The following is a 22,487-nucleotide window of genomic DNA, read 5'->3' on the forward strand; positions in this document are numbered from 1 at the left end:
GGTAATGTTTAGTTTTGAAGCATTGCATTCCAAAACATTGAAAAGCTGGCTTGTTTATGGGTTTCGACTTGCCACTTTTCAGGATTATCGAGAAAATAGCGGGTGGCTGCTAGGTATTGACCGTGGCAATTATCTTGCATCAGAGTGGGCGGATAAGAGGCAAACAGTCCTTGAGCTTGTCCTTGTTGCATTAAGTTGCCCATAAAGCTTAATATGGAATTCATAGCCTGCTCTCTAACCTCAATGGCGATAGAGGGCGACATGGAGTATTGCTGGAAAAACTCCTGTTTAAGTGGGTAATCCATGGCCCACTGAATGGCGCTGTACCAAAGGTGTTGTGCATCTTGCTTTAGATCGCCGCTATTGTTAATCGAAGCTAAAATTGCATCGGCAAACTCTTGCTTGATTGAGAGAAACAGGTGTTTCATCAGTTCATCTTTGGAGGGGAAATGGTGAAAAAGTGTACCTGTCGCAACTCCTGCTTGCTTTGCTATTGAAGCGGTAGAGGTTGCATAAAACCCTTGGCTGACAAATAGTGTCAGCGCGGTATCTAAAATAGCCTGCTTTTTATCTGATTTGCTCATTGATTGCTTATATTCATCGCTGGTTTTTGTCTTCACTTGGTTTCGCTTGGGCATGTTGCTCTAACTCGAAACTCGAAAACTGGACCCTGAGATCAACTCAGGAAGACGACTATCACGTCATGCTGAATTCGTTTCAGTATCCAGTGCTTAACTCTCACATTGTTTTCTAGCGCTTACCAGTTCAAGGCTGTTACCCCTTATAGCTCAAGGTTGTTAGCGTAAAAATAGCTTATATAACATGGCTTGGATACCTGTGCCATAAGGTGGGTGAACAAACTTACCTGTGTTAAATTTGCCTCTGCTTAATACTGTTTTAGCGTGGCTTAAAGTGAGGAATCCCTCCTTACCATGGTAGTGGCCCATACCTGAAGGACCTATGCCACCAAAAGGCGCATCATCGGCAGCGACGTGGAAGACTGTTTCATTAATACATACACCACCAGAATGTGTGTGGTTGAGTACCAACTCTTGAGTTTGTTGATTAAAGCTCATTAAGTAGAGAGCAAGTGGACGTGGTCTGTCATTGATATAGGCAATCGCCTCATCTAATGAGTCATACCCTATGATAGGCAGAAGAGGTCCGAAGATCTCATCCTGCATTAAAGTCATCTCATCGCTGACATTGGTGATGAGTTGAGTGGGAATTTTTCGCTTGGCAATATTGATAGCCTCACCATTGGCACTGACCACTGCAGCGCCCTTGGCTTGTGCGTCTTCAAGCACTGAGGTTAAGCGGTCGAATTGGCGCTTATTGATAATAGAACCATAGTCATTGTTATCGCTAACTTTGCCATACATGGCGTTGAACTTTTTCTGGTAGGCCGTGATAAATTCAGCTTGTTTAGCTTTTGGCACTAATACGTAATCCGGTGCGACACAGATCTGTCCTGAATTGAGACATTTACCATAGATCATACGCTCAACAGCAATATCAATTGGCATATCAGGGGCAACAAGTACGGGAGATTTTCCACCGAGCTCGAGTGTGACTGGGGTTAAGTTGGCCGCCGCCGCTCGCATTACGTGACGCCCAACGGTGGTTGAGCCGGTAAAGAGCAAGTGATCGAAGGGCAGTGAAGAGAACTCTGCGGCGACATCAGCCTCTCCCTCAACGACGGCGACCGTGGTTTTATCAAAAATGCTAGTTAACATCTCTGTGATCACTTTATTGGTTTCAGGGGTGAATTCTGAAAGCTTTAACATGGCACGATTACCAGCAGAGAGTGCTGTGATCAAAGGGCCGACGGAGAGCATTACAGGGAAGTTCCAAGGCACGATAATACCCACTACACCGAGAGGCTGGTATTGGACATTAATCTTAGCGGGAGCAAGTAAGAGTCCCGCATGACGATGGCTCGGCTTCATCCACTTTTTCAGATTTTTAAGGCTGTAATTGACGTTGTTGATACAGGGCATGATATCTGAGATTAAGGTGTCATCGGTTGAGCGACTGCCATAATCCCGATTGAGTGCGTCGGCTAACGGCTGTTTAAACTTGAGCAATGCTGTTTTTAGATTATTGAGTTGTGTAACTCTATGTTCATAGGTCGGGGCGGGTTGAGAGCGATAACTTTGCTGCTGAGATTGAAGTAGCTCGGTTAAATTAATGCCTTGGTCTGCTTCATTGTCAGTTTGTTGAAGTGGCATGTTCATGTGCGCTCTCTCCTAGTTTTCTGTGATTGTTTTATAGCTTAAATTACAACTCTTGCGACCGACTGATTGGTCGGTCTATTGTTGATATACTAATCTAGTGAGTAAAAAACGTCCAGCGTTTATATGTACTGTTGTTCAGGAAGAGAGGGAGATGTTGTTTATTGGTTTTTGTCTTACGGCTTAGGATTACGCGATAGCGCGGATAATCCCCATGTTGAACCAGGCTCGTATCGCTTGCAATACTTTTGCTGGAGCCTGCTCTTCATCGAAATAGTTAAGCATCAACTCGCATTGTTGCGCCAAAGTCTGCCCTTTCAGAAACCCTTCCAATAGCAGCAGCTGGTATTCGGTGAGGGAGATAAATTCAGTGAGTCGCTCTTCACCTCGCCAGAGTAACCAGGCACTGGCAATACTGTAGTCAGGTTGTGGGGGTGTTTGCTGATTTTTTAATGCTTGCCAACTTTCTACGGCATTGCTCTGGCACTTAAAAATTTGCACACTTGAATGAAACCTAAAACGGCTCTCGGGCCAATGCTCTGGGGCAAGTTGCTCTAGTTCAGAGAAGCTAGCTCTCGATTGCTCTTCTGCATCGAAGGCGTTGAGTAGACGTCGCTCGAAAGCTGCGATATGGGACAAAATAGGGTGTTGGCTGAAAAAGGTATCGTCATGTAAAAAGAGGGGCAAGGCATCACAAAAATGTCGCAAGGAGCGATAAGATGAAGGATGAGCCTTGATGTACTCTTGCGCCATCTTGTCAAAAAGTTCATCACCGAGGTAGATGCCTAACATTTCGTGATCTGTCTCTATCGTCTCAATTAGTCTTAGCCGATAAGCGCTGGCATAGATACCCAGTCGAGTTTGACTATCTTCATCACTCTTCGCCGAGATTAAGGAGGAGAAGGCTAAAAGCTCATTGCTTTGGGCGTTATCACAGCGCTTATCCGATAGGATGTAAGCCATAAAAAGTTCTTGGGTTTGCTTAAGACTTGCCATCAAAGACATTCCTGTTGTGGCCGATTTTATCAAGAGCATCTAGATGAGACTGTAACCCCGGCAAGGTCTTAATCGCAATACCTCTGGCTATGTCTAGCTCCTGTTCAAGGCCTGAAAACTCGGGAATGTTTCCGTCTCTTTCGATCATTGTACTGACAGCTCCAAAACGTGCTAAGGCAGTACGGTAGAGCTCCCAAACACTGTCTGGCACGTCGTGGTCATGGGTGTCGATGACATAATTCCCATAATCTGAATGGCCTGCTAGATGAAATTGTTGTACTCGCTTTGGATCGATCTTATTAAGGTATGTCACGGGATCGAAATGATGGTTTCTGGCGCTCACATAGATGTTGTTGATATCGAGCAACACCAGGCAGTCGGCTTGTTCTGCGACTGCGTTCAAAAAGGTCCACTCATCCATGGTTGAGTCTTTATAGGACAGGTAGCTTGAGACGTTTTCTAAAAGAATTCGTCTGCCGAGAAAGTCCTGCACGGTACGTACGCGCTTAGCTACGTGATTAATTGTCTCCTCTGTGTAGGGCAGAGGGAGGAGATCATGACTATTAACCCCGTGAATGGAGGTCCAGCAAATATGATCTGAGATCCATTTAGGTTGCACGTCGTTGGCCAATTTTTTTAGGGCCGTTAAATACTCCATATCTAACGGATCGGTACTGCCAATGGACATGGACACGCCGTGCATAACAATAGGGTATTGTTCGGCGATGGCGTCAAGGTAATACCTGGGTTTACCACCGGCAACCATGTAGTTTTCTGATAAGACCTCGAACCAATCTATGTCGGGACGAGTGTTTAGGACATGATCAAAATGATGGGTTCTTAAGCCCAATCCAAATCCAAGAAAATCTTGTGTCAGTGCCGTTTCTGTCACTCAGTGGCTACCTCAATGAATGATAAATGAAGGCACCTACAACCGAAATGGCTAATCGGTGCCAGTGTCTCTAATGGTATTAAGCGCCTACCTTGCCGCCAATATCAGCACAAGCTTTTGCTGGAGTAGCGACAAAACCAGTGCCTTTACAGCTAGCATGTCCGCCGCAAGCGTTATTGGCTGTTTTACAATCATTGTGGCCTTTACAAACGTTAACGCTGTAGCAATGTACTAGATCTGTTTTAGCGATACTGCCGACCCAATCATCCTGCACCTTTCCGCCTACATCCCCGCAACTTTTAGCTGACATGGCGACAAAGCCAGTGCCTTTACAGCTGGCATGACCGCCACAGGCATTGGTTGCTGTTTTACAATCGTTATGACCCTTACAGGCATTGACACCATAACAGTGAACGAGATCACTGCTACCTTTTGCCATAGCAGCTTGAGTCGTCTCTGATTTTTCAGTACTAGCACAACCAGTGAGTCCGGCCATAGCGAGTGCAAGTGCTGCACCTGTCAGAGTGGCTTGAGCTTTAGTATTCATGATATTCCCCTTTTTGATTGATTATTAAACTCAGGTATAAGATTAGTGACTATTTTCAGGTAACCACATAAAAAATCTGTATAGACAATAAACAGTTTATTTATCTGCTCTAAAATGGTCATCACATCTACCTAGATTCAAGACCGAGCATAGATAGGTAAAATTTCATCAGTGTGTAAGTCATAAATATCAAATATTGGTTTATTGCTTTGTAATTACTGCTCTTGGTAGTGATTTTGGTTGGTGTTTGTCTTAATATTAGTTTATGTATTTGTTACGCGAAGAGGGCGGTTGTAGGTCGATAAATAAGCTGTTGATATCGAATATTGTGATAGAGGAATGTTTATTGCTCGATAGATAGTGTGATCTTAGTCAAGATTTTTATCTGAATATCAAACTAGAATTAATTTAGAGGTTAACTGATAAAGGGTCTGCTGTGCCGTTGTTATTGAACATATAAATTCAATGGGGCAGTGCTTGCTATATTTTAGGTGACTATCAAAACTGGAATCTGTGGTTAGTGGTAGTTTGGGTATTATAGGAGATTGATATGAGAACTCGACAAATACTTTGTCCAACTGATTTTTCTGATACTGCGTCTCATGCATTAAGGTATGCTATTGAAATGGCAAACTTTTATCATGTGGGTTTGAGATTGATTAATGTTGTCGATCAGCCTATTGGTGCGGAAAATTATCAAATATTAGCTATTACACCAGAGGAGCTGGCTAAGAATATGGAAGTGGCTGCCGCAGATAAGATGCGACATCTTCTCTCTGGCCTTAAGAGTGAGCTTCCCATGGAGACTGTGATTAGGCGTGGCTTACCTATCGAGGAGATTTTAGCGGATGCCATCGAGTCTGATGCTGGTATGATAGTGATGGCCAGCCATGGTCGAAGTGGCTTATCTCACTTCTTGCACACGAATGTCGCCGAAGGCGTCGCTAATGGGGCCAAATGCCCTGTTTTGGTTGTAAAGTAGTACTTTATTAAGGATTAGACCGTAAACATGACGGTTTAAATTTTCATTTAAGTAATGGATTAGATAGGAGGTTCTGTGCGTACTCGTCAAATACTATGTCCAACCGATTTTTCTGAAACGGCATCTCATGCGCTAAAATACGCCATCGAAATGGCAAATTTGTATCATGTGAATATTAGGTTGCTGCATGTAATGAGCGACATGTTCGGTCAGCATGACTATGGCATTGTTGTCGAAGCTCCAGTGGAATTGGACCATCAAGTGGAGAATTTTTCACGTGAAAAACTCACAGCGTTAGCCGCTGAGATCGACACTTTCTTAGATGGAGAACTAAGGGTTATTCCAGTGCTCAGAAGTGGAGATGTGATGTCACAAGTCATTGAGGAGAGTATAGAGCAAGATGTCGGGATGATAGTGGTCGCAAGCCATGGTCATACTGGTTTGTCTCATCTGCTTAACCCCAACGTGGCTGAAGCCATTACCAATAAGGCTAAATGTCCGGTGTTAGTGGTAAAGTGAGTTAGGTAAATTAATGGCATTATTAAATGAGCCAGTTGCTGATTTATTACATTTTGCCTCGGCAAACTGAGATCACCGCGGCAATCACTGGCTCACTTATTCTACTGGCATTATAAGCCAGCCCAATCTGCTTTATCAGTTTCTCTCCTGCTATCGGTCGCAATACCAAGGCATTATTGTGTTTTATTTCCTGCCAGTCAGGTAGAAGTGCTGCGCCTACACCGGCGCAGACTAAGGGCCAAGTGTATTCAATCGTGCGTATATTAGCCCTCGTTTGAACCTGGATACCCGACTTTGCCATGGTTTGCTTTAACCTATCGAGTGCATCGCAAGGTGTTCGATTGATAAAGGGAAGTGCGTCGAGATCCTCAACCTTGATGAGAAGTTTCGAGGCTAAAGACCAGTTCGCTGGGATGGCAAGTTGGTATTTGTCTTCCCAAATAGGGATAAAATCTTCACTACTCGATACAGACTGAGATAGCACCACTCTGGCGTCAGAGGGTTCATCTGGATCCACAAGGGTTAGCTCTACATTGTCGATTCTTTGGGTAAGCTCAGTAAGCAGCTCACTCATCCTTTGTGCACCTAGAGAGCGCATTAAACCCAGACGAAGTGGAACTGGGGTTGGGCTATCTTTGAACAGATGAAGAATAGCTTGTTCGTTTTCACTCATCTCTCTTGCCAGAGGATAGAGTTTATCGGCGGCGGATGTGGGGCGTACGCCGCCGGGATGGCGCACAAAAAGCTCGACGTTAAGCTGTTGTTCCAGCTGAGAAATAGCAGCTGTGATTGAGGGTTGAGAGACGAAACACTGGCGTGAAGCTGCCGTGATACTGCCCTGCTCATAAACAGATTGAAAATAGTGTATTGCTCTTAACTTCACTGAATATCCTTAATAAGCTCAAAAGCTACGAGCTGAGGTATAAGCGTTAGCTTACTCAGGATAGACTATGTTAACAAGGTTGAGCTATAGGCCGTTGTTATACCAAGCGGTTTCACTCTCCGAAAATAGGCTAGTGAGTTTAATTTCAGATTAGCTCACATATTATCGTTACGTTCTGTTTCGCACTCGTAGGATCCCATCTCAAACTCGCGGCATACCCAGGGGCGATTTTCGTAGATAGTGCACATCTTGGTTTCACGATCTAAAGCTGAACACCAGCCATCGCTTAAGCGACGCATGACTTCACCTCCCCATTCGGCAACGTCAATATGTTCTTCTGGTACACCTGTTTCTGAGATTAGCAGTACCTGAAGACGGCAGCAGCAGGCCTGACAGTTTGCGCAGGTTATTTCTGGGTTTGGGGGATTAATGACTTCTATGATCATGGTGAACTTTAATAATATCAGAAGGCGACAGAATACCGCAAAAACGGGGCTTTTGTCTGTGTTTGTGATCATAGGAGGATACAGCCCTTATCATCTCGGTTTTTCAACAACATAGACGTTCACATTTTTTTTCACATTATAGGGGTAAAATTCTTAGCTGAATTCTTTGGGGAAAATAATGAGCAAGTTAATTAAACATAGAATCAGCAAAGAGACCTTTGTGCGTCAGCACTTTATCTTTCCGGGAGTGCTATTTGTTACGTTGGCGATTATTTTTGAATATTTTCAGTTCGATATTCCAATCGCTAAATTTTGGTTTGAGCTAGAGGGAGGAGAGACTCAATGGTCACTGAGGCGCGCGTGGTTTTTGGAAAATATCATGCATATTGGAGGACGAAATTTAGTCATCCTCCTTGCCGTTATCGTGCTCACTTTCTTGATGCTAAGTTTGTGGAAACCGAGAATTAAACCTTTTAGAAAGAGCTTAGCACTGTTATTTATTAGCGTACTTAGCACTGTTTTACTTGTTCGAGTTGGCAAAGATCTTAGCCATGTGAGCTGTCCCTGGGATCAGTCCATGTTTGGTGGTAGCCACTATTATCTCCCTATTTTTGCCAAACTCCCCACTGATAGTGAGTTTGGCGTTTGTTTTCCAGGCGGTCATTCCAGTGGTGGCTTTGCGTGGGTTGCTCTCTACTACTTTGCCTATCAGAATTGTCCAAAACAGAGGTGGAAAGGCTTGGTGTTCGGTCTGGTTTTAGGCGGGATATTTAGTTTAAGTCAACAACTTCGTGGAGCTCATTTCTTTTCACATGGAATATGGAGCTTAGGTATCGCTTGGCTGGTGTCGACGAGCTTTTACTATCTGTTTTATGTTAGAACCTGGCATTCGTCGACCCCTTAAATCAATAAAAGCCAGCACTATGCGCAGAGATCTTGATAAAGCTGATCCGAGAGCTGCTGAAGCGTTTCGGCCTCAGGGTGGGTATGTGCAAAGGTTCTTAAACCATAAATCCCCATCGCTAAAAAACGAGCAAGATGTTGGCTATCTCGCTTAGGGCTGAGCTCTCCTTTAGCTTGGGCTAATGCAAATACCTCGGCGAGTCCTTGCTGCCAGTTTGCCAAGTTATCGGTAATGATATTTTGCACCTCTTCATCTTGCTGTGCCATCTCGTTCAGTGCTTTGGTGAGTAGACAGGCCTTAGCCGCTTCGCAACTAATACATTCCTGAACTGTGTTATCCAGATAGGCTTTTAGCTCGACTAATACTGGTCTGCTTCCAGTAAAGAAACCTTGAAACTCGGTACTTCTATCGGTTTTATACTGTTCTAAAGCTGCGAGTAATAAGCCTCGTTTATTGTCGAATGCACAGTAGATGGATCCTGGGTGTAAACCTGTGGCTTTTGTCAGATCTTGCATGCTTGTCTTGCCGTAACCTTTGTCCATAAAAGCGGTCATGGCTGATCTCAATACTTTTTCTCTATCAAACTCAGCATTACGCATCGGGCTTGTGCTCATTAATCGTCTATAAACTGATTGTACTTAATTTTGAATGTTTGTTCAAAATAATACTTGAATGATCATTCAAATAAGAATATCTTGAACGAACATTCAAGAAACAGAGTTGGCTATGACTGATAACTTATTTCAACCTTTCGCACTTAATGAGACCATCACCCTTAAAAATCGGATTCTGATGGCACCACTGACTCGTTGTATGGCTGATGAAGAGTTAGTGCCGACTCAGGCCATGGCCAACTATTATGCTCGTCGGGCCGAAGCGGGTTTGATTATCTCTGAAGCCGTGATCATTCGTCCCGATGCTCAGGGTTACCCTAACACCCCAGGTTTGTTCAACTCAGCTCAGATAGATGGTTGGAGAGTGGTGACTGATGCCGTACATCAAGCTGGTGGTAAGATATTTGCTCAGTTGTGGCATACAGGACGCGTTGCACATCCTCACTTTTTTACAAAATCGGGGTCAACTCAAGTATTAGCCCCTTCAGCCGTTGGCGTAGAGGGAAGCGTACCCAGAATGCGTGAACTTACTTATCAAATACCTAAAGCGGTCACACATGATGAGATAGCTCAGTTAATAACTGATTACAGTCAAGCTGCAGCTAATGCGATAGACGCCGGTTTTGATGGTGTCGAGATCCATGGAGCTAACGGCTATCTAATCGATCAGTTTCTGCATCATGACAGTAATCGTCGCACTGATGAATATGGGCAAACACCTGAAAACATGGCTCGTTTCCCATTAGCGGTTGTTGATGGAGTCTCAGCCAGAATAGGCGGTGACAGAACGGCATTACGAGTCTCACCTGGCGCCTATTTCAATATGGCTGGCGATAATAGAGATCGTGCTGTCTTTGACTACTTGCTAACCGAGCTTGAACTGCGTGATTTGGCTTTTGTGCATATCGGCATTTTTGATGATGCCATGGAGTTCGAGTATCTAGGGGGGCATGCATCAAGTTATGTTCGTAGCGTTTACAGTAAGACGCTCGTTGGTGTAGGCAGCTATAGCGCTGAGACAGGCAGCGCAGCTATCAGTGATGATAAGTTTGATCTGTTAGCGATTGGGAGACCCTTTATTGCTAATCCTGATTATGTTGCCCGGGTCCGTGAAGGTGAGGAGTTAGTGGCATATTCTGATGAGATGTTGGCCAGTTTAGTATAAGAAATAGTATACAAATTTTACTTTATAATCATCACCCTTGTGTCTTATTGGACATAACTAAATGAGTTAAGCATGTATTTTTTAATAGTTTGACTATGTTCATTTTAGACAAAAGAGGTTAGCCGTCAGGTTAACCTCTTTTTTTACGATAAAGCTTAAGCAAATACCTTGTTTGTCGATAAACAGATCGAACGTATTAAAAAACGGATAGAGGAACTGCTGCTGGTTTATAGGGAGATAAATCGGAGGTGGCTGAGAAGAAAAGAGAAATGACCAACGCTGAAATCTTGCAACTATCAGGTATGCTTATAGAATTATATGTAGAGAAAGCCAAAAAGGAGGGATTTGAGTAACACTGATGAAAAGGAATCTTCGAAGGTTACTTGATTAAAATGAAATGAAAAAATCAGACAAGAAGATTGAGCAAAACATTAGAGAAAGCCTGACTCAAGTGTGTGAAATTGCACAGGAAAATGTCGAGGGTTTTGAGTGGATTAGCCATCGAGTACATTATGGCAATGTAGCTGGTTCAATCCACATCACCTGTATGTTTACTGAATTTAGCAATGCTAAAATGGCTAAGCGTGATGAGTATCTCTACCAGTTAATTCAGCAATCCCTCTCCTTAATTGATATCGATATTAAAGATATTCGGCGTCACGTTGACTTCGACAACGGTAATCCATATGAAAAGTCGAAGCGCACAGCCTGACAATATTGTGAATATAGAAGGCTAAGCTATTTTGTTTAGGTCATGCTCATGTAGACCATTCCCACGGCAACTTCGAGTCATCTTCTGCTATTAAGCTATCAATGGATAATGCCGTTATGAAATTATCAAAGATAGATTAACCTGCTGCAAAATATCCTAACTCCTGAGATTATACCGATTGGTCACTCTGTTTAGCCAGTGTAAAAATACGTTGATTATGAGAAACTCTGCTCCTGAGTAGATCAATAGAAATTAAGAGTATTAATCAAATGAATGATGAGCTGAATGTGATCGATAACCTAGATGAACTCGCACGCTTTTTGTTGTCGGTTGAAAAAGGAGGCTTGGGTTTGGACGGTGTAGAGGGAGTAGGCATGGCGACCAATAATGCCGACGGTCGTCACTTTATTGCCGTTTTCGATAGTCACCACAAGGTGTTGCACGCTCGCTGGATAACCGATGATGTGTTTGAAACGGGTAAAGAAATGGTGCGTGACGGTGTTAAAACTAAACACTAAATAGAGTGATGTTATGACTGACAAGGTATTAGTGATGCAAAGCGCTGAAGGGTATATTCAACATCTAGAATTAGAGCAACATGTTGAAGGGGGTTACTACCGTTCATCTTACCGTTCTGATGAACCGTTCGATGACAAACGGGCACTTTGGAGCAGTATCTATTTTCTCCTGCGAACAGATGAGGTTTCAAACTTTCATCGCTTGACCGCCGATGAGATGTGGTATTTCCATGCTGGACAATCACTCACAATATATATGATTGATGAAGAGGGTAAGTTAACCACAGCTCAGTTAGGCTTAGATCTGGCTGCCGGTGAGCGGCCACAATTTCTGGTGCCTAAAGGTTCTGTTTTTGGTTCGGCTATGAACCAGCCGGGTTTCTCGTTAGTCGGTTGCATGGTCTCGCCGGGATTTACCTTTGAGGATTTTGAATTGTTTAGCCAAGAGTCATTGTTGGAAGAGTACCCTGAACACAAAGAGGTGATCCAGCGCCTTAGTCGTAAGAGTGAAGCGGCGAGCTAGCCGGATAAGATATTTTATCGAAAAGAAAGCCAGTACCAACTTATGTTGATACTGGCTTTTATACTTATTTAAGGACTGCTATCTAGATTTGAGCTTCGCCTTTTAAGTTATCCTTATCTTTGGTCACAAGCTGTACCTTCTCCGCTTTGTCCATCTAAGTAGCGGCAGTAACATGAGAATCCACCAACTAAGAGCACCACCATCGTCGTCATCTTCTGTTGCTACTGACACTGTTTGTGAACTGCTGTGAGACAGGCCACCATTATCGGTAACGGTTAAGCTTACAGTATACTCACCATCTTGAGCATAGAGGTGATTAACGGTTTGTGTGTTTGCAGCTTCTCCATCACCAAAATCCCATAAATAGCTAACCAGTTCACCATCTTCGTCAACGGAGGTGCTGGTGAAACTAATCATATTATCTTGAGCATTAAAGGTGAAGTTGGCAACTGGCGCAACATTCGGTGCTTCATTCTCTTTAATCGTGACGACTAAAGGTGGGTTATCGAGGGGAATATTACCGCCTGACAGTATAATGTTGAACTGAGTGTCGCCTTCCAGATTATCGTTATCTAAGATATTAATGGTTAGCGTTTTAGTGGCTTCGTCAGCGGCAAAAGTAACATGAGAGTTAATGGCTTCATAATGGGTGCCTGCAATGGCCGTTAGATTCCCTGTCGTGACCTGTATGGAAGTTTCGCCAGCGACGGTTCCCTCTCTTTGTAGAGTGAAGCTAAAGGTTTGAGCATTTTCAGCAACCTCATTCGATGTTGTAACTATACTGATCTTATCCTGAGATTCAGCATTGAGCTGAATACTATCGAAAGAAGCATCACCTTTCTCCCCTTTTACTTGATAATCCAGTTTAAATTGAACCTTCTGTCCAGCGTACTCTACTAGATCAACACTGGCTTGTTCCCATTCACCATCAGTGTGCTTTTGACCTATCATCTGCCAAACTGGGATCCAGTTTTGACCATTATCGAGTGTGGCTTCAATTGACAGGGTTCCCATATCCTCACCATACATGGAGAAGTAAAAATCCAGTGTAGGGACCTTTTTAATGGTGAGATCAAAACAGGGGCTTAGCATGACAACATGGTCGCCATCATTGATAAAGTCATCCATTTTACTGGTGTCAACATGAATAAAGCTGTGACCCTCTACGGGTTCATCGGCGCCGGTGCGTGATGAGGAGGTATCGCTGTCGAACCGCCAGTTATAGTGGTTGTTCTTTACATCCTGAACCCAAGGCGTTGGAGCCACCGCCTCATTGACGTTAAAACCTTCATGATGTGGATAGTCAATCACTTGGAATGAGTTTTCACAGGTTGGCACGGTTCGGCCTTCGCCATACTTATCGTGCAGGTGGTACTTGTCTGTTGAGATAAGACTTAACATGCGGGTTTGTTGCTGAGGTGAGAAGCGGCTTCTACATCTGTTGCTACCGCCACTCATAAAATTCATGGCATCGGGGGAATAAAGCACTCCCTCGCTATCTACCACATCTCCGTTGTAGACACAGTTTTCTATTAGATCATCTCTGTCTGGATCCGGTGGGGTGTCGATAATGTGATCGCCATATTTCCAACCCGTTTCACCTGCAAGCAGTGAGATTGGGCCATTACTGTTACTTTGATAAGTGTGTCTTATGCTGAGGTTATGACCAATCTCATGGGCTGGAGTGGTGCGAACTAGATCGACAGGATCGACTTCGACGGCATCGGTTGCTTCGTAGGGCCACCAAGCGTGACCATTAACACGTTTAAGTTCAGTCACCAGTATGTTGTAACTATCGAGGGCGAAGAAGGGCCTGACAGACTCCTCTCCATTGTAGTCCCAACCATCGTCGGGGTCATGAAAACCTGGGACATCTTCATTTGTAATATAAACAGTATCTTTATGGTTAAACTGCACGCCCATAGGTTGGTAGTTTTCGTTTAACTTCTCTATCCCTTTCCGTAATGCCTCCTCGTCTGCCTGAGCATCTGTTCCCTGTTTATCTTGTGCGGCAACGAGAAAGCGAACGTCTAATGTAATTGTTTCACTTTCCTGTGCCATGGGTTGAGAGGAAAACAACGATAAGGCCATAATGCCAAAAAAGCTGTGACATGAATATTTCACTTTAATACCTCCATCTCTAATTTATTATCTTTAATTCTTGTTATTAGCTTTTCAGCTCTGTTTGTTAACGGCTAAAGCACCACATCGGTACTTGCTAACCTATCAAATAGGTTGATAAAGGATTGTTAAACCTTTTTAAGTTCGTTTTTATCTCTATTTATTATCTATTTCGTAAGTGATTGATCTGGTGCTAGCGGAGTTGGTAGTTTGTAATGCTAGGTCTTGCGGTTTTGATGGTATTAGTCGTGTCGGTGGCTTTGGCAGTAATGTGTTGATGATTGTGTTTTTATTGCAGGCAGGTTGAGTCTCTAATTTTCACCATTTGACGGCTGATGAGATGCAGTCTTTTCATGCTGGAAAGTCATTAACTGGATAACGGTTTAAACGATAAAAAGCCAGTACCAACTTATGTTGATACTGGCTTTTGGTTGTTACTCTTTAATTTTACCTTTATCCTATATTTCTAAATTTTCTAAGGTCAATTAACTTGGTTTAATTATCTAAATTTAAGCTTAGCGCTACCTTTGAGGTTATCGTTATCCTTAACGATAAGTTTCACTTTAGAGGCCCGTGTGCCAAATTTTATGGCGACTGGACCAGATATTCTGCTACCATCGTTAAATTTCCATCTATGTCGGGTGATATAGCCATCTTCATCATAGCTAAGTGACACAAAAACATGGATAAACCAAAGGTCTATATGTTTAATGACTGCCACAGGTTTTATTTTTTCTGGCTCTGTTGATACCGAAATAGTTAGTGTACTTGTGTGGGACAGACCGCCATTATCGGTAACGGTTAAGCTCACCGTATACTCGCCGTCCTGAGCATAAGGATGGTTAACCGTTTCGGTGTCAGCACTGTTTCCATCACCAAGATCCCACAAGTAACTCACCAGTTCTCCATCTTCATCAACGGAAGTGCTCGTAAAGCTCACCATGTTACTTTGAGCATTGAAGGTGAAGCTTGATACTGGTGCAACATTCGGTGCTTCATCCTCTTTAATCGTGATCACTAAAGGTGGATTATCGAGGGGCGCATTACCGCCAGACAGTACAATGTTGAACTGAGTATCACCCTCTAGATTATTGTTATCCAAAATAGTGACGGTTAAGGTTTTAGTGGTTTCATCTGCGGCAAAAATAACATTAGAGTCAATGGCTTCATAATGGGTGCCAGCAATGGCCGTTAGATTCCCTGTCGTAACCTGTATGGAAGTTTCGCCAGCGACGGCCCCCTCTCTTTGTAGAGTGAAGCTAAAGGTTTGTGCGTTTTCATCAACTTCATCAGAATGAGTTGTGAGCTTGACCTTATCCTGAGATTGAGCACTTAGCACCATGTTGTCTACTGATGCATCACCTTTCTCGCCCTTTACTTGATAATCAAGACGTAGTTGAACTTTCTGTCCTGCGTACTCCTCTAAGTCAACACTGGCCAGTTCCCACTCACCATCAGTGTGTTTTTGACCTATCATCTGCCAAACAGGAACCCAGTTTTGACCATTATCGAGTGTGGCTTCAATTGACAGGGTTCCCATATCCTCACCATACATGGAGAAGGAAAAATCCAGTATTGGGGCGTTTTTGGTTGTTAGATCAAAGCAGGGGCTTAACATGGCAACATGGTCACCATCGCTAATAAAATCATCCATCTTGCTGGTGTCGACATGGATGAAGCTATGACCCTCTACTGGCTCATCGGCACCGGTACGTGATGAGGAGGTATCGCTGTCGAACCGCCAGTTATAGTGGTTGTTCTTTACATCCTGAACCCAAGGGGTTGGAGCCACCGCCTCATTGACGTTAAAACCTTCGTGATGGGGATACTCAATCACTTGGGTTGAATTATCACAGGTTGGTACAGTTCGGCCATCGCCGTATTTGTCATACAGGTGGTACTTGTCGGTGGAGATCATACTTAACATGCGAATCTGCTGCTGAGGTGAAAAGCGGCTTCTGCATCGGTTACTGCCTCCACTCATAAAATTCATGGCATCGGGTGCATAGAGTGCCCCCTCTTCGTCGACAACATCGCCATTATAAACACAGTTCTCAATCAGACCGTCTCTGTCCGGATCCGGCGGGGTATCGATAATATGATCGCCATATTTCCAGCCCATTTCACCTGCAAGTAGTGAGATTGGGCCATCACTGTTACTTGAGTAAGTGTGTCTAATGCTGAGGTTATGCCCTATCTCGTGGGCAGGGGTTGAACGAACAAGATCTTCAGGATCAACTTCAACGGCATCTGTCGCCTCATAGGGCCACCAAGCATGTCCATTGAGCCTAGTGAGCTCAGTCACCAAGATGTTGTAGCTGTCGAGCGCGAAGAAAGGTCTGACTAACTCTTCATCATCAGTGTCCCAACCATTCTCTGGATCGTGAAAACCAGGAACATCTTCATTGGTGATGTAAACAGTGTCTTTGTGATTAAACTGCACTCCCATTGGTAAGTAACTGACATTCAATTTATCTATTCCCTCCCTGAGTGCAGCATCATTTGCCTGTGTATCTGTTCCCTGTTTATCTTGTGCGGCTACAAGAAAGCGAACATCGAGTGTGATAACTTCGTTATCTGCCGCAGTAGATTGAGCAGAAAAGAGTAGTAAGGCTATAAGGCTATATAGGTTGCAACATGTATATTTCACTTTAATACCTCCATCAATTTATCTATTTTTGTTTTCAGTTCATTGGCTAAGGTCCTGGTTTTGACAGCACTCACTTCTCGTGTTGTTCAATAAATCATCAAATAGGTTATTGCTGGTTTATCAAACCTTCTAAAGCTCGTTTTTATCTCTATTTATTATCTTTATATGTAAGCTTTTGATTTTGATATTTTTAACTTGGGCGGTTTATTGATCTATACTCTGTTGCTTTTGCGGGATTGTGATTTGAATTGTCTGTGTTTTGTGGTTGTTTTGTCTGGTGATTTGTCTGGGGTTTTAGCTCTGTAGCATCGTTGGTAATAAAAATGCCAGTCAACTGATTGGCATTTTTATGATTAACTTAGTACTTAATCATTAACGGTTTAATCGTGATCACCAGATACGGACACGCTTATCTTCAGGTAGGTACAGTTCATCACCTGGCTTAACATCAAAAGCCTTGTACCAAGCATCGTGGTTACGCGGTGCTTGTGCACGGTATTGGCCAGGCGCGTGGGTGCCAGCACGAAGTTGGTTGAGCATGCTTTGTTCGGTGCGTTTTTCTTTCCATACCTGAGCCCAGGCAAGGAAGAAGCGTTGATCGCCAGTGACGCCATCGATCACAGGGGCTTCTTTGCCATTTAGGCTAAGTTGATAAGCATGGTACGCCATGGATAGACCGCCAACATCACCAATGTTCTCTCCTAAGCTGTTGCGACCATTGACGAAGTTATCCGGAATAGGTTCGTACTTGCTGTACTGTGCCGCTAGACTATCTGCTTTTGCATCAAAGGCGGCGCGGTCTGCATCTGTCCACCAGTTGCGCTGAATGCCATTGGCATCTGATTTTGAGCCCTGATCATCGAATCCATGTCCCATCTCGTGACCGATCACAGCGCCAATACCACCATAGTTAACCGCTGGATCGGCATTAGGGTCAAAAAACGGTGGTTGTAAGATAGCAGCAGGGAATACAATCTCATTAAATGAACTGTTGTAATAAGCGTTCACCCGCTGTGGCGTCATGCCCCAGCGATTGCGATCGGTTTTTTCAAGCTCTTTAGCTATGCTGTCGGCTTTAAAGAACTGACGAAGATTGTGAACATTACCAATTAGATCCTTGTTGGTTAGGGTCACACCATCAAACTCTTGCCACACATCTGGGTAACCGATCTTAGGGGTAAAAGCGGCAAGTTTAGCGTGAGCATTGACTTTGGTCTCAGCCCCCATCCAATCAAGATCATCGATACGCTGACCCATGGCAGTACGCAAATTCTCAACCAAGTCAGCCATCTGCTGCTTAGATGATTCAGGGAAGTAGCGCGCCACATAGACCTTACCTATGGCAAAGCCCAGTGATTGAGTCTCGGACATCTCAGAAATTGCTCTTTTCCAGCGTGGGCGAGGTTCTTGCTGACCTTTTAACGTTTTACCTTGAAAAGCAAAGTTAGCGGCGTAGATATCTTCGGACAGTAAACTGGCATTGTTGCTAATAGTGTGGAAAGTGAGGTAATCCTGCCAAACGTTAAGAGGCTGTTGATTAACTAAGGCTATCATGGCCTTGATTGGATCAGGTTGAGAGACATTTAACTGTGGTACTTGATAACCTGTTTCATCGAAATAAAGATCCCAGTTAAATTCAGGGTATTGCTTAGCTAAGTCAGCACGCTTTACCTGATTGAGTGTCAGATCGCGGTTGCGGCGTTTCTCTCTTGGCCATTGACCTTCAGCCATCTTGGTCTCAAGTGCTAAAATGGCTTTTGCACGAGTCTTAGGCTCTTTCACGCCAGCAAAAGTCAGCATCTGGGCAATATGATCAACATAGGCGCTGCGGATGTTAACAAAGCGTTCACTGTCTTCAAGGTAGTAAGAGCGATCGGGTAAGCCTAATCCACTGGCCCCTATAGACATCTCGTACTGATTTGGGTCTAAGCGATTAAACCACATGCCGCCTGCGATAGGGGAGCTTGCGCCGCTAAGCCATGAACCGCCGAATACCTTAGTTAAATCATCGGTCGATTTAATGGCTGCAATTTGATCTAAACTGGTTTGAATTGGGGTGATACCGAGTTTGTTGACGGTCTCCGTGTCCATATAGGCCTGATAAAAGTCGGCGATCAATTGCTCTTCAGCGTTGAGGTCGCTACGACTGGCTATGTCATCGATGATCGCTTTAACTTGCTCTTCACTGCGTTCGGCTAGGGCATTAAAGGCACCAAAACGAGTTTTATCGGCTGGCATTACATAGTTGTCATACCAAGTGCCGCTGGCATACATAAAAAAGTCATCACCGGGCTTAACCGCTTGATTACGTGCGGTTAGATCAACACCAAAGCTACCGAGTTCTGCTTTGTTTGAACTGGCTACAGCTACTTTCTTTTCTACTTCGCTCTTAGTGTCTGATGTACCACAGCCTGCTAAAAAAGTGCTGGCTAAGGCGATAGCGATTAAGGATTTTTTCATTTTTATATTCTTCCTTGCTAAAGTGGGTCGCTGTTAAATAACGAGCCTTATATTCTAAGATTGCCAAAAAATGTCAACATCTGATTTGTTAGCAAATTTAAGTGAAGAAGGGCGGGCGACTCACTTGAATACAGAACGCGTTGCTCACGGAATAGCCTGCGGCTACAGGAACGCTTGACTTACAGTAAAAGCAAAACTGAGCATTTGTCATTGCCGTCATCCCGGGCTTCGCCCTACTAGGGCGCTTTGCTGCGAGTTAAAAGATCAAGGCAACGGAAACGGTTTACAGAACGCGTTGCTTACGGAATAGCCTGTGGCTACAGGAACGCTTCGCTTACAGTAAAAGCAAAACTGAGCATTTGCCATTACTGTCATCCCGGGCTTGTTCCGGGATCCATTACCTCTTGTAAAAAAACAAAGCTATTCTCACCACGGTGAATATGGCGAAGCCATAAGCTTATGAGCGAGAGTCAAGGATTGGCGGCAAGAAGAGCATTGATAATCGGTAGTAGAATCGATATGTTATTGATTGATAATGGCTGGCTTGATTTTTATTAGAGGCTAGATACCTCAGGCCCCCAGATTCCAAATTAGAATATTTAGCGTGACCACTGCTGACATTTGCTGCTTTGATCAAACATATCAGGACTTCGGCTATCTTGACCAACGTAGCCAAGTTGCTCGCAAACGGGTTTAATACGACGACCTAATGCAGAATGAAGCTGTTGAAATGGTGTGTCGCTATCTAATTCGGATAATGCCAACACATATTTACGTTGATTAAGGTGAGCAACTTTTTTAATAATATCATGTGAGTCGAATGACTCCCCTAACTCATCCACAGCTTCTTTGATTGCAATGTCCCACTCTTCCATTTCTCTCTCCTAATTAACTATGTTCTTGGTTTTTAACATATGAGTATTTATGCGCTGTTTGCAGCGTAAAAATTGCTTGTTGGGCTAGTTCTGTCGTGTGGAGCTGGAGGCTAATACCTCCTGTTACGTGATTAGCTTATTGCGCTGTCTGGCAGTGCTTACAAATCTTAGCTTCTTGCTTGATTAACTCTGCACAAGCCTCACATTTTTTAAGGTTTTCAGCTTTTATTCGAGCTTTCTCTGCCTTTTCTAAATTTGGCTTAGATAAGACAGTCGCTAAAAAACCAACCAATGGGCTTAATAATAGCGAGCCGAAAAAATGAGTAATAAAGCTAAAACCTTTATTTCTTGCATATGCACCAACACAGGCCGATAAAAGTACCCAAGCAACAACAATCGTAAAAATCATATCTAACCCTATATATTTCAATCACATTATACAGAGCAGAAATTTTGCCTGTAAATTGAAGAGTAGGTCTAGCGTCTGCTGTACCATTACCATACAATATTTTCACATGATTATACATGTGACTACTGTCGAGTAAAGTTATGTGAGTTTTTTTTCTATTTACTATGACTCACATCACAAGTAATTGGCTTGTAACTTATAAAAATATAGGGAGTTGGTAGGGGATTAGTGTAACTAAATCAAAGGATATGGCTGTCCTGTCTTTCTTTGCGAGTTACGAGAGAAGGGCGGGCTTCGCCCTACGAGGACGGCACTGCGTGCCTGCGAGGTCGTTCGCAAGCTCACTGCTAGGGCGCTACGCTTCGAGTAAAAAATAGAGAGGCACGTCTACAGAACGCGCTGCTCACGGAATAGCCTGCGGCTACGGGTTAACGGAGAAAAAATGGAGGTAAAACTAAGGCTATTCATGGTGAAAAAGATATGGGTGTCCTGTCTTTTTACTCTTTATTTTGTTAAACGCTATGAATTTCATTGTGTTTTTTGATATAACAGCATCACCGTTTTCTTATCATTCTAATTATGATTTTTGCTCTTTTGAAACATAGATTCATTTTAAAAATAGTGCTTATTATGCTAACTAGCTCTGTACACGCTAGTTCAAAGTCACCATTTACAGCAGAACAACAATTGGTGCTAGAAAATCATAGAAATACAGTAGATAGTAAAGTTATTGATATTAGTTATAAGCTAATACTGCTCCAGAAAAAACTAGATTCAGACAAAGAAATTGAAGTTATCGAAGAACGCGGAAAAAAGCTGGCTATAGATAGTCAACTAGCTTTATTTGAGAATGAGATACAAACTAAGAATGTCTCACTAACTTTAGCGAAAGAGAATGTAGATCTAAATAGGAAGTCTGTTGATTTGTGGTTAGGTTTTTTGAGTTTAGTATTGGCCGCAGCAACTTTTTTTGTCTGGAGAATGAGAGCAACTATTCAGGGCGAATGGGACAAACAAAAAGAACAGATTTCCTCTGAGCATGATATAGCAATAGCAGATATTAGTGCTTCGAAGGAAAAGCTTACTAATGAAGTTAGAGAATGCTTAATTGAGGCAAAAGATCGTATAAGAGAGTTACGTGATGAGTTGCATCATGCACGTGCAATAAAAGGAGCGATTGATAAGCTCCATGATGAAGCAGCAGAGGTTATGCAAAGTGACAAAAGTAACACGCCAGAGCAAATCGATGAAGTTATACGTAAGAATAAAGAAAAAGCAGACGAATCAGCTCAATCAAGCTTAGTTGTAAAAGCTATGGAGCTAGAAAAAGAAGGTGAATGGGAGCTTGCAAGTCATAGGTGGTTGGCATTAACAGATCTTTCGCCTGATAACCCTAGTTACTGGTTTAACTATGCTTACTCATTGAGAACTGGGTTTGAAAGTGGCGTTGATGTTTTAAATAAAGCATGTAAAGCTTACCTTAAAGTAATCAATCTTAACCCAAATAATGCTAGTGCACTTTCTAATTTGGGGAATATATATGGAGAGTTAGCTAATTTAGCTAAAGAGGTTGAATGTGAAAGCCTTTTTGAAAAAGCTGCTGAGCTATATGAGAAAGCAATAAATTTAAAGCCTAGTGTTCCGAGTTATCTTAGCAATTATATAGCCACTATTCTTGATTGGACTAAAAAGTTAAGCGAGGAGAAAAGAGAAAGTAAGCTTTTGCAAGCTGAGATTTTAGCTAATAAACTCAGTGATTTACCTGGAGGTGTAACATATAACCTTGCTTGCGTTAAGTCTCTTTTAAATAAGCCAGATGAGGCTAGGAAATATCTTGTTCAGGCAAAAGATCATGGAGCCTTACCCCCCTTTGAGCATGTTGGGCAGGATTTGGATTTAAGTAATCTGCACTCACTGCCGTGGTTTAAAGATTTTTTATCTGAAATTTGCGAACCAATTGTCATAGACTAAGAACCAAGATTAGATGCCCAAAATAGAAACCAATCATAGAGCCCTATGATAAATGGAATGTTTGTA

The 22,487-nt window shown here is 43.1% G+C and carries 21 protein-coding genes; 8 read left to right on the forward strand and 13 right to left on the reverse strand.

All coding sequences use genetic code 11. The features are described from left to right. Positions 1 to 8: 8 nt before the first annotated feature. The 5 genes from HWQ47_RS05435 to bufA2 all read right to left on the reverse strand — a co-directional run bounded on the left by HWQ47_RS05435 (position 9) and on the right by bufA2 (position 4,669). A complete protein-coding gene (locus HWQ47_RS05435) occupies positions 9 to 584 on the reverse strand; it encodes a TetR/AcrR family transcriptional regulator (RefSeq protein WP_269971672.1) in 576 nt (191 codons plus the stop codon). Positions 585 to 797: 213 nt separating this feature from the next. After that, a complete protein-coding gene (locus tag HWQ47_RS05440; RefSeq protein ID WP_269970165.1) occupies positions 798 to 2,237 on the reverse strand; it encodes a coniferyl aldehyde dehydrogenase in 1,440 nt (479 codons plus the stop codon). Between the two features lie 186 nt (positions 2,238 to 2,423). Further along, positions 2,424 to 3,230, reverse strand: a complete 807-nt coding sequence (locus tag HWQ47_RS05445) for an HvfC/BufC N-terminal domain-containing protein (RefSeq protein WP_269970166.1) — start codon at positions 3,228 to 3,230, stop codon at positions 2,424 to 2,426. Next, positions 3,217 to 4,122: an MNIO family bufferin maturase gene (gene bufB / locus HWQ47_RS05450; RefSeq protein ID WP_269970167.1), complete on the reverse strand. Its 906-nt coding sequence runs from the start codon at positions 4,120 to 4,122 to the stop codon at positions 3,217 to 3,219. Before bufB ends, HWQ47_RS05445 begins: the two co-directional genes overlap by 14 nt. Positions 4,123 to 4,201: 79 nt before the next feature. After that, on the reverse strand, positions 4,202 to 4,669 hold the full coding sequence (gene bufA2, locus HWQ47_RS05455) for a BufA2 family periplasmic bufferin-type metallophore (RefSeq protein WP_269970168.1): 468 nt from the start codon (positions 4,667 to 4,669) through the stop codon (positions 4,202 to 4,204). A 550-nt stretch (positions 4,670 to 5,219) separates the two neighbouring features. Between bufA2 and HWQ47_RS05460 the strand changes: the two genes are divergently transcribed. Both HWQ47_RS05460 and HWQ47_RS05465 read left to right on the forward strand, forming a co-directional pair. Beyond that, positions 5,220 to 5,651: a universal stress protein gene (locus HWQ47_RS05460; protein ID WP_269970169.1), complete on the forward strand. Its 432-nt coding sequence runs from the start codon at positions 5,220 to 5,222 to the stop codon at positions 5,649 to 5,651. 75 nt (positions 5,652 to 5,726) lie between these two features. Continuing rightward, complete coding sequence (locus HWQ47_RS05465; RefSeq protein WP_269970170.1) at positions 5,727 to 6,170, forward strand: universal stress protein; 444 nt, start codon at positions 5,727 to 5,729, stop codon at positions 6,168 to 6,170. A gap of 46 nt (positions 6,171 to 6,216) precedes the next feature. Here the strand turns inward: HWQ47_RS05465 and HWQ47_RS05470 are convergent, their stop codons facing one another. After that, positions 6,217 to 7,053 (reverse strand): LysR family transcriptional regulator, encoded by an 837-nt coding sequence (locus HWQ47_RS05470; protein WP_269970171.1) that lies wholly within the window; start codon positions 7,051 to 7,053, stop codon positions 6,217 to 6,219. 155 nt (positions 7,054 to 7,208) lie between these two features. Further along, positions 7,209 to 7,499, reverse strand: coding sequence for a YkgJ family cysteine cluster protein (locus HWQ47_RS05475; protein WP_269971673.1), 291 nt, complete (start codon positions 7,497 to 7,499; stop codon positions 7,209 to 7,211). A 178-nt stretch (positions 7,500 to 7,677) separates the two neighbouring features. Here HWQ47_RS05475 and HWQ47_RS05480 point away from each other — a divergent pair, with 178 nt between their 5' ends. Continuing rightward, a complete protein-coding gene (locus HWQ47_RS05480; protein WP_269970172.1) occupies positions 7,678 to 8,403 on the forward strand; it encodes a phosphatase PAP2 family protein in 726 nt (241 codons plus the stop codon). A gap of 17 nt (positions 8,404 to 8,420) precedes the next feature. Here the strand turns inward: HWQ47_RS05480 and HWQ47_RS05485 are convergent, their stop codons facing one another. Further along, complete coding sequence (locus HWQ47_RS05485) at positions 8,421 to 9,002, reverse strand: TetR/AcrR family transcriptional regulator (protein WP_269971674.1); 582 nt, start codon at positions 9,000 to 9,002, stop codon at positions 8,421 to 8,423. A gap of 127 nt (positions 9,003 to 9,129) precedes the next feature. Between HWQ47_RS05485 and HWQ47_RS05490 the strand changes: the two genes are divergently transcribed. From HWQ47_RS05490 to HWQ47_RS05505, 4 genes are all read left to right on the forward strand, one after another. Continuing rightward, positions 9,130 to 10,182 carry an alkene reductase gene (locus tag HWQ47_RS05490; RefSeq protein ID WP_269970173.1) on the forward strand — a complete coding sequence of 351 codons (1,053 nt, stop codon included), beginning with the start codon at positions 9,130 to 9,132 and terminating at the stop codon, positions 10,180 to 10,182. A 397-nt stretch (positions 10,183 to 10,579) separates the two neighbouring features. Then, positions 10,580 to 10,894 carry a Fis family transcriptional regulator gene (locus HWQ47_RS05495; RefSeq protein WP_269970174.1) on the forward strand — a complete coding sequence of 105 codons (315 nt, stop codon included), beginning with the start codon at positions 10,580 to 10,582 and terminating at the stop codon, positions 10,892 to 10,894. A gap of 269 nt (positions 10,895 to 11,163) precedes the next feature. After that, on the forward strand, positions 11,164 to 11,412 hold the full coding sequence (locus tag HWQ47_RS05500) for a hypothetical protein (RefSeq protein ID WP_269970175.1): 249 nt from the start codon (positions 11,164 to 11,166) through the stop codon (positions 11,410 to 11,412). A gap of 34 nt (positions 11,413 to 11,446) precedes the next feature. Continuing rightward, positions 11,447 to 11,935: a cupin domain-containing protein gene (locus HWQ47_RS05505; protein WP_269971675.1), complete on the forward strand. Its 489-nt coding sequence runs from the start codon at positions 11,447 to 11,449 to the stop codon at positions 11,933 to 11,935. Positions 11,936 to 12,058: 123 nt separating this feature from the next. On the opposite strand, the gene HWQ47_RS05510 is transcribed toward HWQ47_RS05505, so the two are convergent. The 5 genes from HWQ47_RS05510 to HWQ47_RS05535 all read right to left on the reverse strand — a co-directional run bounded on the left by HWQ47_RS05510 (position 12,059) and on the right by HWQ47_RS05535 (position 20,450). After that, complete coding sequence (locus tag HWQ47_RS05510; RefSeq protein WP_269970176.1) at positions 12,059 to 14,059, reverse strand: PKD domain-containing protein; 2,001 nt, start codon at positions 14,057 to 14,059, stop codon at positions 12,059 to 12,061. A 496-nt stretch (positions 14,060 to 14,555) separates the two neighbouring features. Next, positions 14,556 to 16,706, reverse strand: coding sequence for a PKD domain-containing protein (locus HWQ47_RS05520; RefSeq protein WP_269970177.1), 2,151 nt, complete (start codon positions 16,704 to 16,706; stop codon positions 14,556 to 14,558). 390 nt (positions 16,707 to 17,096) lie between these two features. Then, on the reverse strand, positions 17,097 to 19,166 hold the full coding sequence (locus HWQ47_RS05525; protein WP_269970178.1) for a M13 family metallopeptidase: 2,070 nt from the start codon (positions 19,164 to 19,166) through the stop codon (positions 17,097 to 17,099). 599 nt (positions 19,167 to 19,765) lie between these two features. Continuing rightward, complete coding sequence (locus HWQ47_RS05530) at positions 19,766 to 20,041, reverse strand: hypothetical protein (protein ID WP_269970179.1); 276 nt, start codon at positions 20,039 to 20,041, stop codon at positions 19,766 to 19,768. Between the two features lie 136 nt (positions 20,042 to 20,177). Continuing rightward, the gene (locus tag HWQ47_RS05535; RefSeq protein WP_269970180.1) at positions 20,178 to 20,450 is read right to left on the reverse strand and encodes a hypothetical protein; all 273 of its coding nucleotides are present in this window, start codon (positions 20,448 to 20,450) and stop codon (positions 20,178 to 20,180) included. A gap of 630 nt (positions 20,451 to 21,080) precedes the next feature. Between HWQ47_RS05535 and HWQ47_RS05540 the strand changes: the two genes are divergently transcribed. Beyond that, positions 21,081 to 22,421 carry a tetratricopeptide repeat protein gene (locus HWQ47_RS05540; RefSeq protein WP_269970181.1) on the forward strand — a complete coding sequence of 447 codons (1,341 nt, stop codon included), beginning with the start codon at positions 21,081 to 21,083 and terminating at the stop codon, positions 22,419 to 22,421. Positions 22,422 to 22,487 lie beyond the last annotated feature (66 nt).

It is taken from the genome of Shewanella sp. MTB7, assembly GCF_027571385.1.
GTDB lineage: Bacteria > Pseudomonadota > Gammaproteobacteria > Enterobacterales > Shewanellaceae > Shewanella.

What these genes read in the sequence shown, in the direction of transcription:
- HWQ47_RS05525 (WP_269970178.1), bottom strand. Translation starts at nt 19,166, where the DNA reads ATGAAAAAATCCTTAATCGCTATCGCCTTAGCCAGCACTTTTTTAGCA.
- HWQ47_RS05435 (WP_269971672.1), bottom strand. Translation starts at nt 584, where the DNA reads ATGAGCAAATCAGATAAAAAGCAGGCTATTTTAGATACCGCGCTGACA.
- HWQ47_RS05535 (WP_269970180.1), bottom strand. Translation starts at nt 20,450, where the DNA reads ATGATTTTTACGATTGTTGTTGCTTGGGTACTTTTATCGGCCTGTGTT.
- HWQ47_RS05505 (WP_269971675.1), top strand. Translation starts at nt 11,447, where the DNA reads ATGCAAAGCGCTGAAGGGTATATTCAACATCTAGAATTAGAGCAACAT.
- HWQ47_RS05480 (WP_269970172.1), top strand. Translation starts at nt 7,678, where the DNA reads ATGAGCAAGTTAATTAAACATAGAATCAGCAAAGAGACCTTTGTGCGT.
- HWQ47_RS05540 (WP_269970181.1), top strand. Translation starts at nt 21,081, where the DNA reads ATGCTAACTAGCTCTGTACACGCTAGTTCAAAGTCACCATTTACAGCA.
- HWQ47_RS05445 (WP_269970166.1), bottom strand. Translation starts at nt 3,230, where the DNA reads ATGGCAAGTCTTAAGCAAACCCAAGAACTTTTTATGGCTTACATCCTA.
- bufA2 (WP_269970168.1), bottom strand. Translation starts at nt 4,669, where the DNA reads ATGAATACTAAAGCTCAAGCCACTCTGACAGGTGCAGCACTTGCACTC.
- HWQ47_RS05530 (WP_269970179.1), bottom strand. Translation starts at nt 20,041, where the DNA reads ATGGAAGAGTGGGACATTGCAATCAAAGAAGCTGTGGATGAGTTAGGG.
- HWQ47_RS05495 (WP_269970174.1), top strand. Translation starts at nt 10,580, where the DNA reads ATGAAAAAATCAGACAAGAAGATTGAGCAAAACATTAGAGAAAGCCTG.
- HWQ47_RS05460 (WP_269970169.1), top strand. Translation starts at nt 5,220, where the DNA reads ATGAGAACTCGACAAATACTTTGTCCAACTGATTTTTCTGATACTGCG.
- HWQ47_RS05500 (WP_269970175.1), top strand. Translation starts at nt 11,164, where the DNA reads ATGAATGATGAGCTGAATGTGATCGATAACCTAGATGAACTCGCACGC.
- HWQ47_RS05475 (WP_269971673.1), bottom strand. Translation starts at nt 7,499, where the DNA reads ATGATCATAGAAGTCATTAATCCCCCAAACCCAGAAATAACCTGCGCA.
- HWQ47_RS05485 (WP_269971674.1), bottom strand. Translation starts at nt 9,002, where the DNA reads ATGCGTAATGCTGAGTTTGATAGAGAAAAAGTATTGAGATCAGCCATG.
- HWQ47_RS05490 (WP_269970173.1), top strand. Translation starts at nt 9,130, where the DNA reads ATGACTGATAACTTATTTCAACCTTTCGCACTTAATGAGACCATCACC.
- HWQ47_RS05440 (WP_269970165.1), bottom strand. Translation starts at nt 2,237, where the DNA reads ATGAACATGCCACTTCAACAAACTGACAATGAAGCAGACCAAGGCATT.